This is a genomic window from Schaalia sp. JY-X159, from assembly GCF_014525425.1.
Classification (GTDB): Bacteria; Actinomycetota; Actinomycetes; order Actinomycetales; family Actinomycetaceae; genus Scrofimicrobium.
This window is the reverse complement of the sequence record NZ_JACEXI010000001.1, coordinates 414,521-428,802: the sequence shown is the minus strand read 5'-3', so window position 1 is coordinate 428,802 and position 14,282 is coordinate 414,521. Positions and strand designations below refer to the sequence as shown.

At 57.6% G+C, this 14,282-nt stretch carries 13 protein-coding genes; 9 read left to right on the top strand and 4 right to left on the bottom strand.

From position 1 onward, the window contains the following. Window positions 1–20: 20 nt before the first annotated feature. On the top strand, window positions 21–1,034 hold the full coding sequence (locus IDL90_RS01905; protein ID WP_187994132.1) for a hypothetical protein: 1,014 nt from the start codon (window positions 21–23) through the stop codon (window positions 1,032–1,034). A gap of 14 nt (window positions 1,035–1,048) precedes the next feature. On the opposite strand, the gene IDL90_RS01900 is transcribed toward IDL90_RS01905, so the two are convergent. Continuing rightward, a complete protein-coding gene (locus IDL90_RS01900) occupies window positions 1,049–3,478 on the bottom strand; it encodes a DNA topoisomerase IV subunit A (protein WP_316930260.1) in 2,430 nt (809 codons plus the stop codon). A 66-nt stretch (window positions 3,479–3,544) separates the two neighbouring features. Here IDL90_RS01900 and IDL90_RS01895 point away from each other — a divergent pair, with 66 nt between their 5' ends. Together IDL90_RS01895 and IDL90_RS01890 are read left to right on the top strand one after the other, a co-directional pair. Then, on the top strand, window positions 3,545–4,111 hold the full coding sequence (locus IDL90_RS01895; RefSeq protein ID WP_187994130.1) for a DUF5998 family protein: 567 nt from the start codon (window positions 3,545–3,547) through the stop codon (window positions 4,109–4,111). Between the two features lie 101 nt (window positions 4,112–4,212). Then, the gene (locus tag IDL90_RS01890) at window positions 4,213–5,283 is read left to right on the top strand and encodes an alkaline phosphatase family protein (protein WP_187994129.1); all 1,071 of its coding nucleotides are present in this window, start codon (window positions 4,213–4,215) and stop codon (window positions 5,281–5,283) included. Window positions 5,284–5,289: 6 nt separating this feature from the next. Here the strand turns inward: IDL90_RS01890 and sepH are convergent, their stop codons facing one another. Further along, window positions 5,290–6,312 (bottom strand): septation protein SepH, encoded by a 1,023-nt coding sequence (gene sepH, locus IDL90_RS01885; protein WP_187994128.1) that lies wholly within the window; start codon window positions 6,310–6,312, stop codon window positions 5,290–5,292. Between the two features lie 165 nt (window positions 6,313–6,477). On the opposite strand from sepH, the gene IDL90_RS01880 reads away from it, so the two are divergent. The 4 genes from IDL90_RS01880 (at window position 6,478) to IDL90_RS01865 (ending at window position 8,604) form a co-directional block, all read left to right on the top strand. Beyond that, complete coding sequence (locus tag IDL90_RS01880) at window positions 6,478–6,780, top strand: DUF4193 domain-containing protein (RefSeq protein WP_182140748.1); 303 nt, start codon at window positions 6,478–6,480, stop codon at window positions 6,778–6,780. Between the two features lie 11 nt (window positions 6,781–6,791). Then, the gene (locus IDL90_RS01875) at window positions 6,792–7,445 is read left to right on the top strand and encodes a DUF3710 domain-containing protein (protein ID WP_187994127.1); all 654 of its coding nucleotides are present in this window, start codon (window positions 6,792–6,794) and stop codon (window positions 7,443–7,445) included. Window positions 7,446–7,590: 145 nt separating this feature from the next. Beyond that, complete coding sequence (locus IDL90_RS01870) at window positions 7,591–7,818, top strand: hypothetical protein (RefSeq protein ID WP_187994126.1); 228 nt, start codon at window positions 7,591–7,593, stop codon at window positions 7,816–7,818. A 30-nt stretch (window positions 7,819–7,848) separates the two neighbouring features. Then, window positions 7,849–8,604: a DUF3159 domain-containing protein gene (locus tag IDL90_RS01865; RefSeq protein WP_187994125.1), complete on the top strand. Its 756-nt coding sequence runs from the start codon at window positions 7,849–7,851 to the stop codon at window positions 8,602–8,604. Here IDL90_RS01865 and IDL90_RS01860 read toward each other — a convergent pair. Both IDL90_RS01860 and IDL90_RS11400 read right to left on the bottom strand, forming a co-directional pair. Beyond that, window positions 8,601–9,263: a TrkA family potassium uptake protein gene (locus IDL90_RS01860; protein WP_187994124.1), complete on the bottom strand. Its 663-nt coding sequence runs from the start codon at window positions 9,261–9,263 to the stop codon at window positions 8,601–8,603. The genes IDL90_RS01865 and IDL90_RS01860 overlap by 4 nt on opposite strands. Beyond that, complete coding sequence (locus IDL90_RS11400; protein WP_316930259.1) at window positions 9,260–9,946, bottom strand: TrkA family potassium uptake protein; 687 nt, start codon at window positions 9,944–9,946, stop codon at window positions 9,260–9,262. Before IDL90_RS11400 ends, IDL90_RS01860 begins: the two co-directional genes overlap by 4 nt. A 104-nt stretch (window positions 9,947–10,050) precedes the next feature. Between IDL90_RS11400 and IDL90_RS01850 the strand changes: the two genes are divergently transcribed. Beyond that, complete coding sequence (locus tag IDL90_RS01850) at window positions 10,051–11,370, top strand: class I SAM-dependent RNA methyltransferase (protein ID WP_187994123.1); 1,320 nt, start codon at window positions 10,051–10,053, stop codon at window positions 11,368–11,370. Between the two features lie 51 nt (window positions 11,371–11,421). Continuing rightward, entirely contained in the window at window positions 11,422–14,250 is a 2,829-nt protein-coding gene (locus IDL90_RS01845; RefSeq protein WP_187994122.1) for an aconitate hydratase, read from the top strand. The last annotated feature ends 32 nt before the right edge of the window (window positions 14,251–14,282 follow it).

The window sequence follows — 14,282 nt, the reverse complement described above, 5'->3', positions numbered from 1 at the left end:
CAATGCGATATTGTGTGTCGGTGACCGTTGACCGCATGAAACTACCCCTGCAGCACGTAGGGGTCGTCTGGGAACACCTGAAGCCCACCCATGCAGACCAGTTGGTAGAACTTTTGGCTCTCGTCGAGGAGTCTGAGGGAGTGCCCTACAGGACCTCCCGTGCGGAAATTGAGGATATGTTCTCCAGATCCGAAGACAACTGGTCGGGGGTTGCTGGTTTCGACCGAAACGGGAGCGGAAAAATGCTCGCCTTCGGATATGTGGGAGTTAGCAGAGATGGGTTAGAGCAGGCAGTTTGCCAAGGTGGAGTTGATCCTTCCAGCCGCGGTATAGGGATCGGTTCGTCGCTGTTGGAGTGGCAGACGAAGGCAGGAGCCGAACTCGTGCAATCCCACTTTGGCGGGGGACGAGGACGTCTTACCCACACGATTCACGAGCGTAACTCCGAGTTCCTCGCGGTGCTTGAGTCTTTGGGCTACGTGTGGGAGGGCAGCGCCACTGAGCTCCGTATCCCACTTCAACGTTGGTGCAGCCCGAAGGCACTACCAGCACTTCTTGACATAGTCCCATGGACGCCTGAGATGGATGATGGGACGCGGCGGGCATTCAACCTTGTTAATGGGGAGATCTCCCAGCAGTCGCTTCGCGCATCAAAGTCCGACTGGGCAGAGATCAATGCTGGGATTCGCAGAGACTGGTCGTTCGTTGCCCTCAACAAAGAGGGCGACAGGCCCAGGGTGAGTGGATTTATTTCAGTTGGTGGGTATGAGCAGGACTGGGAGGCGCTGGGCTGGCGTGAGGGAGTTCTGCAGATTGTTGCGGCTCTTGACACCAACACTCGCGCCAACGTTCTTGAGGCACTCATCGATGCGAGCGTGAGAGCACTGCTTGAGGCGGATGTCGACAAGATGAGCGTGACGTTGGATCCGACGCAGGATGAAGCGACGATGAAGTTCTACAGGGACAGAGGCTTCGAAGTCTCTGCGTGGTTCCACACATACTCGAAGCCTCTGGATTCTGGAGCAGAGAACTAACCCCAAGTCGCTAGTTAGCCAAGGGCCTCAATCACTGAAGCAACTGCCACGCCGGAGGCATCACGTTTTCCAAACTCGGAGGGGAGCGCCACCGGTGTCCCTGCTGCACTTGTCGCCACCGGGCGGAACGCACCGGCCCATGCCATCCTGAGGTGGCCCTCATCCTTGAGGAATCGGTGGCAGCGCACGCCCATGGTTGCCCGACCTTTTGCGGGGTACTCTGCAAGTGGAGTCAGCTTTGCGGTCCCTGGAACCGTTCCGGGCAGGCCATCTTTCGGCTCGGTGACCGTGGCAACAACTGCGGTGGGTGTTTCTTCAACTGCCGCAAAGAAGATTGCTTCGTCATTGCTAGCGAGTTTGATCCCGGCCATTCCCGCAGCCGGAGATCCCTGGGGGCGTACCGTGTCGATGGGGAACTTAAGTAGTTGTGCTGACCGGGTCAAGAAAACTCCAAAATCAGTTGCCTGACTGTTTGAAGCGCCCACCACCCGATCGTCCTCGTCCAGTTTTACTACCGGCCAAATATCTCTATTGGTCGGCCAGTCGGGCTTCACCCTCTTAACGATTCCCTTGCGCGTCCCCAAGGTAAGCACCTTCGAAGCGTCATCGGAAACGACAGCTATCGCCTCAACGTCGCGACCCAGTGAACCGCTGACGATATCCGCCAGGGCAACGGTTCCCGCAAGTGACTGGCCGAGGTCGGAGCGGACAAGGGCGGGCAGAACCTCGACTGGTATTCGGTGTGCATTCCCATCCGAAGTTAGGACAAGGACTTGTCCGCGGGTTGTCGTGGTACCCCATGACCGCCACGAATCGCTTGCGTCGCCCTCGGGGTTCGCGGGTGGTTGCGCGCCAGGGATCCTTGCGATTCCCCCCGAGGGCGTGAGCACGACAATGCAGGGTTCATCTGCGATCTCGAGGTCGCCTCCACTACTAGAAGCGCCAACGGGGACCGCGTCATCGGAGAGGAGAACGGTACGCCGCGGTGATGTAACAGCCGCCGCAGTCTCCTGAAGGTCATCCGCGACCTTCTGCTCTAGGAGCGCTCGCGAGGATGCGATTGCGCGAAGCTTGTCCAAGTCAGACTCAAGTTCGTCCCGTTCATTCTCCAGTTCGATGCGGGAAAACTTTGTGAGCCTTCGTAAACGTAGCTCAAGTATGTAGCGTGCCTGCACTTCGGAGAGATCAAAGGCGAGTTGCAGGCGTTCACGAGCCTCTTCGGCGTCCCCGGATGAACGAATGATGGCGATAACGTCATCGATGTCCAGAATCGCTCGCAGAAGGCCTTGGACTAGGTGAAGTCGCTCTTCCTTGCGTGAGATCAGAAAATGAGTGCGTCGAAGGGTGACATCAATTCGATGAGCGATGAACACTTGCAGCATGTCAGCAAGTGTCATTGTCTTGGGTTGGCCATCGACAAGTGCAACCGCGTTGGTTGCGAATGATTCTTCAAGTGGCGTGTACTTATACAGCAGCGCCAAGACAGATTCGGGGTTAAAACCGTTCTTAACATTGATGACTAAGCGCAGTCCGTGCTCGCGATCAGTGAGGTTGGTAACTGCCGAGATGCCTTTGATTTTGCCGGAGTTAACGCTGTCTTTGATGCGCTCGATGACTCGCTCGGGGCCGACCATGTACGGCAGCTCGGTGACAACAATGCCCATTTTTCGCGCGGAAACACGCTCCATAGTTGCCTTTGCGCGTACTTTGAAAATCCCGCGCCCAGTCTCGTATGACTCTTTTACGGCTGCAAGGCCAGGAATGATGCCGCCACCGGGGAAGTCAGGCCCGGGAACGAAGCGCATCAGATCTTCTGTCGTGGCCCGGGGGTTCTTGAGCAGGTAGAGGGCAGCGCGCAGCGTCTCAGCCGGGTTGTGTGGTGGGATTGAGGTCGCCATGCCCACGGCGATACCAGATGCCCCATTCACCAGAAGTGATGGGAAGTCAGCGGGCAACACCTCGGGTTGCTGGAATTGGTTGTCGTAGTTGGGAACAAAATCGACGGCGTCCTCGTCCAAACCGCTGGTGAGAAGTGCTGCCGAGGGCGCCAGACGCGCCTCGGTGTAACGAGCGGCAGCGGGACCGTCATCGAGCGAACCGAAATTGCCGTGACCATCGACCAGTGGGAGGCGAAGGTTGAAGTCCTGCGCAAGCCTGACCAATGCATCATAAATCGGTGCGTCTCCGTGGGGGTGCAGCTTACCCATCACCTCGCCGACGACCCTCTGCGACTTCACGTGGCCGTGACTGGGCGACAACCCCATCTGCTGCATCTGGTAGATGATGCGCCGCTGAACTGGCTTCAGGCCATCTCTTGCATCCGGTAGGGCCCTTGCGTAGATGACCGAGTAGGCATATTCCAAGAAAGAGTCACGCATCTCTACAGAGACGTCTACCTCATCGATTGAATGCTCTTCATTCTTGCCGACCACGTTAATTGCCATGGGGGACATTATTGTGGACTTTGGAGGTTCTACCGACCACCCACGCTAACGGAGGGCAAAACAGCAATGATTGGATTCGACAAGGTCCGCCAATCTGGGTTCCATGCGGACTTGATTGAGAGACTCGTCAAACAGGTGAATGGGGGACAGATACCTTCCCACAACCTGTTTCTGCTTGAAACGACCTTCGATGATGACTCCGTCTTCCGGCATTTTGACTACCTGGGGTTGTCCGGTGCGCTACTGACTTCAATCCATATTGACGAGCTGGCGGCCGGAGCCCGCTGGTACATGAACTTGCTCCCGGTTCGTCACGTCACAGGTCTTGAGGTGGCACAGGTTGCGCTTCCCCTGCAGCCCGCCGAGAAGGATGTACCAGCTGCCACACATGGTGACGCCGGTGACGACAATCACGAAGTGGGGTTGACCGTCGTAGTGTCGTTCTCCAGCCAACACTCCTTGGAGCTGGAGCCGTTGCGCTGTGATGACCCGGCGTGTACCGCCGATCACGGGTACGTCGGAGGAGGGAAAGATGAGGGCCTGGTGATGACTTTCGGGGCGCAGTCTGCCAGTTCCAACGAGGACGATGCGATGGAGTTTGTTGCCGCACTATCCACCGCCATGACGCTATGACCGGCCAGTACATTCCGAGTCAAGTTGAGGGTGGCAGAGAAGGGCTTCCTCCCGGGGTGCAGGCCCCTGTTCCACCGCCGCCACTGTGGATCGGAAGCATCATGAGCGCTGCGGCCCATGCTGGCACCGGGGGTGCCTTCGCTGGCGCTGGGGGTGCTTCCAGTGCTGCTGAGTCTTTTGGATTAACCACCGGAGAGCCGGTGATCGTCGTGCTTGTGGATGGTTTGGGGTACAACCAACTTCTGGGACACCTGGGCCACGCTCCAACGTTACGCGGGCTCACAAACCGCCCCGTCGCAGCTCAGACATGTGCGCCCTCGACAACGGCGGCTGCCCTAACTTCCCTGGCTACCGGAAAACTACCCGGGGAAACCCGGATGGTCGGATACTCCGTCAGACATGGATCAGGAGTGATGAACCTGCTCCAGTTTACCGAGGGCGTTGACGGGGCGACTTGGCAGCCTGAAGAGACAGTTTTTGAAGCAATGGCAAGCCAGGGGTTTGAAAGCGTAGTCGTTACGGACCAGAGGTTCATCGGAACGGGACTCACGCATGCTGCCATGCGAGGTGCTAGGTTCGTTGGAGCGAAGGAGCTCGGTAGCAGATTCCGCTGCGCTGGCGCGGAGGTTCGCAAACAAGTTCCCCTCACGTACGTGTACTGGTCAGAGATTGATAAGGTCGGGCACAAGTACGGACCGAACTCTCGAGAGTGGGCTGAAGCTCTTGAAGACTTCGACGCCGAGCTTGGAGCATTCCTTTGTGCAGTGGACGGCGCAGCACAGGTTATCTTGACGGCAGACCACGGCATGGTTGAAGTTGGTCAGCGCGTAGACATTGCGCGCATCGGGAATCTGTCGCGAGGTGTCGAGGTTCTTGCGGGGGAGGGGCGAGCAGCTCACGTTCACGCGGCGCCCGGTGAGGAGCAAGCCGTCGAAGAGCGCTGGTGCAACTTCTGGGAGGACAGGGCATGGATCTTCAACCGAGAAGAAATCCCCGGCATTGTAGGATCTGGGCCCGGATGTGACCTCATTGGGGATCTACTGGTTATGCCGAAGGGAAACGCGGTCGTTGTAGACTCCCGGTCTCAGACGCCCTCGTCAATAGCGATGCCCGGAGTGCACGGTTCCCTAACGAAAGTTGAGATGGAAATTCCGGTGTGGCGACTGGTTTAGGCTGCCCTATTCTCCACGTGAGCCGAAGACAATCTCATCCCATGAAGGCATGGGGGTCCGGCCGCGCTTCTTGGAGGGTTCCGCACTCTTTGCTGGTGGAAGATGTAGGTCAGCGATGGGCTCTGGAGTGAGTCCAACTTGCTCCTGAACTTCAGAGGGCTCAGACGGCTCAGAGCCATCCTGGCTGGGTCCTGGACTGGGCGCACCGGCAGTAGTCCCTTCAGCGTGGTGCTCGGCGGGGAGCGAAGCAGAATTATCTGGTCTTGGAGCAGGCACTAGAGGAACTGTGTCCAGGAGTGCTTCATCGTTCTCAAAGCCCATCATCACCGGTTGCCGTCGGCCCCGTGCCGCACTCAGGCGTTTCAAGAGCTGTTCCTGGCGGTCAAGAAGAAAGTCCCCAGGATCACCTACAGGCTCGATTGTCGCAGAGGTAACCGGCGCAAAGAGCGCGCGAACGGGCTCAGGTTTACGCGCGGACTCAGTCAGGCCGCGCGCCGCATCATCGGCTGCTGCGGCGGTGTTGGTGAGGTCGGACAGGCTCCAAGTAGCAGATTTTTCTACTTCATCCTCAACGAAGACAACTGAGACTTCCCACGCAGAAGTGCCGCGTCTTGCGGCCTGCCATGAGAGCTGGTCCGTGTCGACACCGCGTTCTGCCAGGCGATCAACAACGAGTTCGCCAAGGCTTGGTCCGTCCGTATCAGAGCCAACAGGAGACGACAACGCTAGGTCGATCGCGCGGAGGATTTCAGCTCGCACCGGACCCTCAAACCTCCTAACGCGTTCAACATCTGTGTTGGTCTGTGCGGCGATTTGTGCGGGTGAGACACCCTCTCTAAGAAGGGCTTGAATCTCCCGGGGAGTAATGCGGCGAACTGGTTCGTCCTCAACTGTCTCGAGAGTTACGCCCCGAATCACGGCGGCGGTGAGGTTCTCTGTCAGCGCAGCCGCGTACTCGCGTCCGTCCTCATCCACAAAAAGAAGCGCGTCGCTTTCAGCATCGCGTCCCACGAACTCAAGAACAATCATCTGGGCCACCTTTCCAACCCAATGGTGCCAAACTAACCGAGAAGATTGCGGATGTTAAGGGGCGTGTTCGGATAGCAGATGGAAACATGGCCCCAGAGGTGTTAGTATCCCCGCGGTTGCCCCTATAGGTTTACCAAGACACGACAGGGTCGCGAAAGGACACTAATGGCCACTGACTACGATGCTCCTCGCAAGTCTGAAGAGGATCTTTCAGAGGACTCAATTGAAGAACTCAAGTCCCGTCGTTCCGATATCGGTTCGAATGATGTGGACGAAGACGAGAATGAGGCGGCAGAAAGCTTTGAGCTCCCTGGTGCTGACCTCTCCAAAGAGGAGCTCACCGTGCTGGTCGTACCCGCACAGGAAGATGAGTTCACCTGCGTTTCTTGCTTCTTGGTTAAGCATATTTCGCAGCTCTCGCCAGAAAGCGATCCAGGTGCTCCCATGTGCCTGGATTGCGTTGCGTAAGAGGGCGCCGAATGGCATTTTTTCGCCGCAAGGCAAAACAACCCGCGGGGCTCGACGGGGCGAACACCGATGACTCGTATAGCGAGTTGGAAGTAGACACGGAAGTTACGCCACGGGGACCTAGAGACTCTGGTGGCTCCACTGTTCCGTCCGGGTATGTCGACCTCGGGGCGCTTTATGTTCCGAGGCTTCCTGGCCTTCAGTTGCGCGGAAAATTCGAAGCAGACAAAACCACTCTCTTTCGAATGCTGCTTGTACTTGGGACGTCGGGAGTCACCGTCAGCGTTGCTGCCGCACCAAAGTCTGGTGGCGCCTGGAGCGAACTCTCAGACCAGATCGAGACTTCGATTGTGTCCGCGGGTGGAGTAGTGAAGCGGCAAGTTGGTCCCTACGGCACGGAGCTTCACGCTAAGGTTGCGGCAGTCCTTCCGGACGGTACACGCGGGTTCTCGCCCTTGAGGATCATCGGTGTAGAAGGTCCTCGGTGGGTGGCTCGGCTCGACGTAGCTGGGGCTGCGGCCGGAGGAGATGAGGCGCAGATGGCTGCATGTGAGCAGCTAATCGACCAACTGATCGTCCACCGCGGCGATTCTCCAAGAATCCGTTTTGAGGTCCTGCCGCTCACGTTGCCTAAGGATACGGCTGCGGTCGATGGACCTCGGTAGTCTTGCGCGAAGGCTCTTCCCAACGGGGAGCACCGCGAGCGTGCAGACTGCGCAAGGAGATCCTCTTGCCGCGTGCACACTGGTCCCGGATAGACAGCCAATTTCCTCCTGTGTTCCTCGCCGAAGGTCCACCGTTGCAGGACTGGTGAGAGAAGTCCGTTCGGTTGAGGTCGATGGTTCGACCTCGGTAGTAGTAGTCATCGAAGATGAACAAGGCGATAGTCTGACTGCTGTGTGGCACGGCCGGAGAGAGCTTCCAGGTATTGGTGCTGAGTCAACTCTTGCGCTTACGGGAACCGTCACGGAAGTGAAGGGGGCCAAGAAGATGCTCGATCCTTCGTACACGATCATTAGCCCCAACTTGGAACTGTAGTTTTTCAAGCACTAGAGAGAAGGTGGAGTTGTGGCAATTGAGGAGCCGACCGGCCCCCGAGAAAGTATCCTGCACGATAGCTCCCAAGCGACTGGTAAAGGCTGGGCAGCACAGCTCGATAACCAGGAGTTCTCCATCGCAGAGTCAATAGGCGGATGGCGCGGAGCTGTTGAGTCGCTGCTTCCCGGACTAGTTTTTGTGGTGGCCTATGTGGTCACGCATAGTCTGGTTTGGCCACTTGGTCTTTCAGGCGGGATCGCAGCTATTTTCATCGTTGTACGCCTAGTCCAGCGAACCTCCATTACCCAGGCATTCACTGGGATGTTCGGAGTAATCATTGGTGTTGTTTGGGCTGCTCTTTCAGGTCGTGCAGAGAACTACTTTGCCTGGGGCCTGATCACCAATGCCGCCTTCTTGATGGCGATGGCGATCTCTCTCATTGTGCGCAGGCCGGCCCTGACATTGCTTATGCAGCTGCTTGTCGGACTGCCGGGAGATTGGAAGTCAGCATCTTGGGCGCCTCTGCTCCGCAAGCGGGGTGCTTACGCGACTTGGGTGTGGGTTGCAGTCTTTGGTCTGCGACTTGCTCTCCAAGCACCCCTCTACTTTGGCGGCAACGTCGTCGGCCTCGGGGTGCTTAAGCTGGTCATGGGCCTGCCACTTTTTGCTGTTGCTGGTTGGGTCACATGGATCCTTCTGCGTGGGATCGTGCCTAAGTCTGCACAGGGAGAATCCGACCAGAGTGGACGAGGTGCGGGCAGCGTAACAGCAGAAAGCTCGAGCTAGGAAATCATTGCCTCAAGTGCGGCGAGCGTCTTGTCAGAGTTGCGTCCACAAATAATGATTAGCTCATCACCGGCTGCAATTTCTTGCACTCGGGCAGGTGAAATTGGCTGGCCGTTGCTGACAATGGCAGCAAGAATTAGTCCGTCAGGCATGGTAATCGCCGATGGGTCAGCGCCAACGATGACAGATCCGCGAGGTACTTCGATCTGATAGACCGAGGTCGAACTGCTCCCAATTGCTAAGAGCTCGACCATCTCGCCCACGGACACTGCTTCCTCTACGAGTGTTGTGAGCATCCGTGGCGTCGAGGCCAGAACATCGACACCCCAGCTTTCGTCGTACATCCATTCGTTGGCTGTGTGATTAGCGCGGGCAATAACCTGCGGAACCCCAAACTCTGTTTTTGCGAGGAGGGACACCACTAGGTTGACCTTGTCGTCACCGGTTACGGCTGCGATCGCGTCAGCGTCGCGAGCTCCCGCTTCTTCCAACTGGGTTGGGGAGCAGGCGTCTGCGAGTATCCAGTCTGCATCGGGAACCAATGAGACCTTGATTGAGTCGGGATCATGGTCAACGATGACAACATCGTGGCCGTGTGTGATTAGCTGCGTCGCAATCGAACGGCCGACGGCACCGGCTCCTACGACAAGAATTCTCACTTTTGAGCACTCCCTTTCAGAGCAGCTGTGGGCGGGGGTGAAGTGAGAGTGTCGCGGACCTCCGCCGCCTTCGTGCCGTTGACCCCAATGAACAACTGGTCGTTCTCTTGCACCACCATGTGTGATTGCGCAACGAGGACCTTCGAGAGCCTCGAGACGAAGACCACCCTGCCGCCTGTCGCTGCCTCGACCGTCTGCAGAGGTACTCCATACCAGGCCTGAGTCGGTCGAGCAGCAATGAGCGCAACAGCCCCCGTCGGTCCTGTCCAAACGATTTCAGCATTTGGCGGAACCATGCGTTGGAGCACAGCCATTGCAGTTCTGCGGGTCGAGGCTACCGTCGGAATCCCCAAACGCTCATACAGCTCTGCGCGCTCAGGATCGGCAATTCGTGCCACGACTCTTTGGATTCCAAATGCTTCACTGACGGTACGAGTTGCGATGATGTTTGAGTTGTCACCATTGGATACCGCTGCGAATGCGTAGGCCTCTTGAATGTGAGCCTTCTTAAGTGTTGCGCGGTCAAAACCGTTGCCGTGGACGCGCTGCCCGGAGAAGTCTGGACCCAGACGCTGAAAAGCGCTGGACTGGAGGTCGATGATGGCAACTGAATGCCCCTGAGCGTCTAGTTCGTCCGCCAACATGGCACCAACTCGGCCGCAACCCATGATCACGAAATGCACGGTACCAAAGTACCATCGTGGAGCCCACTAGAACTACGAACTGTACGCTTGGGTTCGCAAGGTAACGTTCACGATCGCAACACCTACAGACAAAGGATGAGGACATGGCTTCTGCCAGAACAGCGTACGAGCAGGTCACACTGGGGAAACCTGTCCACGGAGGAGCGTGTCTGTCGCACGCGGCCGATGGAAGGACGCTTTTTGTGCGGGGTGGGTTGCCAGGCGAGGTGGTGAAGGTCCGCTTGTCATCAGAACATAAGAGATTTGCCTGGGCAGATGTTGTGGAGGTGATTGAACCGTCGCGTCACCGGGTCCCTCACATCTGGCCCGAGGCCGCTGGTGGTGGTGTCGGCGGTGTTGAACTTGGACACGTGGAGCCCTCCTACCAGCGGGACTGGAAGGGCCAGGTTCTGACTGAGCAGCTACAACGTATCGGAGGTGAGAAGGTCGTAGAGCAGGTGCTTGATGTAACCGGAGCGCAAGAGGGTGAGGTCCTAGTTCCTGTTCGCCCAACGCCGGGTGATTCTACCGATGAGATGCTCCTTGGACGTCGCACGCGTCTACAGCTTGTCGTCAACGCGCAGGGTAAGCCGGGGATGCGCAAGTACCGTTCTCATTCCGTGGTTCCATTGAGGTCCCTACCGATCGCCTCTGAAGAGATTGCAAGCCTGAATGTCTTGACCGACCCCGCGTGGAAGAAGCGTTGGGTGCCGGGAGAGCGAATTGCGGTAGAGGCTCCCAACGGTTCCCTCCCCGTAGTGGTGACTTCTGCCGGTACGTTCTCTGACCCTCAGACGCCCGGACCTGAGGTATCACAGTGGGAAGTCGACACCCGCTACGGGACACACGTGTTCCCAGTTCGTCCCGGCGCGTTCTGGCAGACCCACCGCGAGGCACCCAGCGTGCTTGTTGAAGCGGTTATTGAGGCGATGGATATTGTGCCAAACGACGTTGTGGTGGAGCTCTACGCGGGGTCAGGACTGTTTTCCCGTTTCATCGCTGACAGATTGACAGACGGAGAGCTGCTGACGCTGGAAGGTAACTCCGATGCTGTGGACAGTGCCGGCTCAACCCTAGGCGACGCGGTTGAGGCTGGGCGAGCACAGGTATTTCAGGGCACCGTAGATCGTAAGGGTGTGGAGGAACTGATTGCAGAGGCGCGCGGGGCGGTAACTACGGTTCTGGCCGACCCTCCCCGCACGGGGGCTGAGAAGGCGGTTGTCAAAGCCATCTGCGCATCTCCAGCTAAGCGTGTCGTCCTCGTCTCGTGTGACCCGGCCTCGGGAGCGAGGGACCTAGCCGACTTCGTCGAGGGCGGATTCGTTATAGAGTCAATAAGTGCTTGGGATCTATTCCCGCACACGCATCATTTTGAGATGGTCACCGCCCTCGTACGTCCCGGATCCCGCCCCCGGAGGTCGTAGGCGCGAGGTGTGCGATATGTTGGAACATAACCACTACCAAAGGAGGTCCCAGTGGCAGGTTTGGACTCGTTCAATGCAAGTGCAACATTGACCGTAGATGGTAAGGAATACCGCTACTTTCGTCTTGACTCGGTTCCGGGTGTGGAACGTCTTCCATACTCCCTGAAAGTACTGGCGGAAAACCTATTACGCAACGAAGACGGTGAGAATATAACGGCCGAACACGTGCGCTCAATTGCCGCGTGGGTTCCACAGGCGCAGCCGGAGAATGAGATTCAGTTCACGCCTGCGCGAGTCGTTCTTCAGGACTTCACCGGAGTTCCGTGTGTGGTGGACCTTGCGGTCATGCGTGAGGCTTACAAGACGATGGGTGGGAACCCTGAGAAGATTAACCCGCAGGTGCCCGCCGAACTGGTTATTGACCACTCTGTTCAGATTGATGTCTTCGGATCCTCGATGGCATTGCAGCGCAACGTTGAAAGAGAGTACGAGCGCAATGGTGAGCGCTACCAGTTCCTCAAATGGGGACAGCAAGCGTTCTCTGACTTCAAAGTCGTTCCGCCGGGCACCGGCATTGTGCACCAGGTTAACCTCGAGTACTTGTCGCGGGGAATCTTCACTCGAGATGAAGATGGCGTAACTGTTGCATACCCGGATACCTGTGTTGGCACTGACTCTCACACAACGATGGTGAACGGGATGGGCGTCCTCGGATGGGGTGTTGGTGGCATTGAAGCCGAGGCTGCAATGCTTGGTCAGCCTATATCGATGCTTATCCCGCGCGTTGTCGGCTTCAAACTGACCGGTGCGATTCCGGCTGGGGCAACTGCCACAGACGTGGTTCTGACAATCACCGAAATGCTGCGCCGTCATGGTGTGGTAGGTAAGTTTGTGGAGTTCTACGGCGAGGGCGTCGGGGAAGTACCGCTGGCGAACCGCGCAACTATCGGAAACATGTCTCCCGAGTTTGGGTCGACTGCGGCAATGTTCCCGATCGACCAGGTCACCCTCGACTACCTCTACCTAACGGGGCGCTCAGAGGACCAGGTTGCGCTCGTTGAGGCCTATGCTAAAGCCCAGGGGCTGTGGCATAACCCAGAGGATGAGGTCGAGTACTCAGAATACTTGGAGCTGGATCTGTCGACTGTTGTTCCGTCGATTGCTGGCCCCAAGCGGCCCCAGGACCGGATTCCCCTTGATGAGGCCAAGGAGGCCTTCCGGGGAGTTCTGCCTTCGTATGTCTCCGCTTCTCCGCAGGTAAAGGAAAGCCAGCTGGACAGGGCACTTGAGGGAACATTCCCCGCTTCAGATCCCATCGAGTTCGACGACAGCAGCGACAAAAATGGGACGAAGCCAGCGGAAGTCGAAGAGGCCGACATCCGCCCGCATCGGCGTGTTGATGTGACCCTTGAGAACGGGACCACAGTTGAGCTCGATCACGGAAAAGTCGTGATTGCTTCGATCACCTCCTGTACGAACACCTCTAACCCCTCGGTCATGCTCGCGGCCGGCCTCTTGGCGCGCAACGCAAACAAGTTGGGGCTTCGGGTCAAGCCGTGGGTGAAGACATCGCTTGCCCCAGGCTCACAGGTTGTTACGAACTACTTTGAGCGGGCCGGGCTGTGGCCGGACTTGGAAGCCTTGGAGTTCTACCTGGTTGGGTATGGTTGCACAACGTGTATTGGGAACTCGGGGCCACTGCCTGAAGAGGTATCGGTCGCCGTCAACCAACATGACCTCTCGGTCGCATCTGTGCTATCTGGGAACCGCAACTTTGAAGGGCGCATTAACCCGGACGTCAAGATGAACTACCTGGCATCCCCGCCTCTTGTCATTGCGTACGCGTTGGCTGGGACAGTTGACTTCGATTTCGAGGACGATCCACTTGGGCAGGATCCCGACGGAAATGACGTCTACCTGCGCGATATTTGGCCTTCACCTGAGGAGGTGCAGGCAACGATTGATTCGAGTATTGACCGGGAGATGTTCCTGGAGGATTACGCGGATGTTTTCGCGGGTGATGAGCACTGGCGTTCACTTGATGCTCCTGATGGTGCAACGTTCAAATGGGAAGATGACTCGACCTATGTGAGGCGTGCTCCATTCTTTGAGGACATGCCAACAGTGCCGCAGCCGCTCCACGATATCGTTGGCGCCCGGGTTCTCTTGGAACTTGGGGATTCAGTCACCACCGACCACATTTCTCCGGCTGGTTCCTTCAAGGCTGATTCTCCCGCGGGGCGTTACCTGCTGGACCATGGTGTTGCCGTCCGCGACTTCAACTCCTATGGTTCCCGCCGTGGTAACCACGAAGTGATGATGCGGGGAACATTCGCAAATATTCGTATTCGCAACGAGATGATTCCCGGGGTTGAGGGTGGATTCACCAAGGACTTCACCAAGCCGGATCAGCCAGTCACCGCTGTCTACGATGCGGCACAGAGCTACATCGCCGAGGGGATTCCCCTAGTCGTTCTCGCGGGGAAAGAGTATGGCTCCGGGTCCTCCCGAGACTGGGCGGCCAAGGGAGTCGCGCTACTTGGAGTGAAGGCAGTTATCACCGAGTCGTTCGAACGTATTCACCGTTCCAACCTGATCGGCATGGGTGTGCTTCCGCTCGAGTTCCCAGAGGGTGAAGACCGCAATACGTTGGGGTTGAACGGTTCTGAGGTCTTTGACATCGTCGGCTTGGAAGAGTTCAACCAGGGAAGGACGCCCAAGACTGTCCGGGTGACGGCCATACGCGAGGACGGTGAGCGCATTGAGTTTGATGCACGCGTCAGGGTTGATACCCCAGCCGAACGTGACTACCTGCGTAATGGCGGAATCTTGCAGTATGTCCTGCGTGGTTTGAAGGCAAAGGAAGACGCAACCATCTAGCATCTAGGGTCTGCATGCTCAAGGAGCGGGCG

Excerpts from the sequence above, each read along its gene's own strand:
- sepH (WP_187994128.1), bottom strand. The coding sequence starts at position 6,312 with ATGATTGTTCTTGAGTTCGTGGGACGCGATGCTGAAAGCGACGCGCTT.
- IDL90_RS01895 (WP_187994130.1), top strand. The coding sequence starts at position 3,545 with ATGATTGGATTCGACAAGGTCCGCCAATCTGGGTTCCATGCGGACTTG.
- IDL90_RS01900 (WP_316930260.1), bottom strand. The coding sequence starts at position 3,478 with ATGGCAATTAACGTGGTCGGCAAGAATGAAGAGCATTCAATCGATGAG.
- IDL90_RS01875 (WP_187994127.1), top strand. The coding sequence starts at position 6,792 with ATGGCATTTTTTCGCCGCAAGGCAAAACAACCCGCGGGGCTCGACGGG.
- IDL90_RS01890 (WP_187994129.1), top strand. The coding sequence starts at position 4,213 with ATGAGCGCTGCGGCCCATGCTGGCACCGGGGGTGCCTTCGCTGGCGCT.
- IDL90_RS01880 (WP_182140748.1), top strand. The coding sequence starts at position 6,478 with ATGGCCACTGACTACGATGCTCCTCGCAAGTCTGAAGAGGATCTTTCA.
- IDL90_RS01850 (WP_187994123.1), top strand. The coding sequence starts at position 10,051 with ATGGCTTCTGCCAGAACAGCGTACGAGCAGGTCACACTGGGGAAACCT.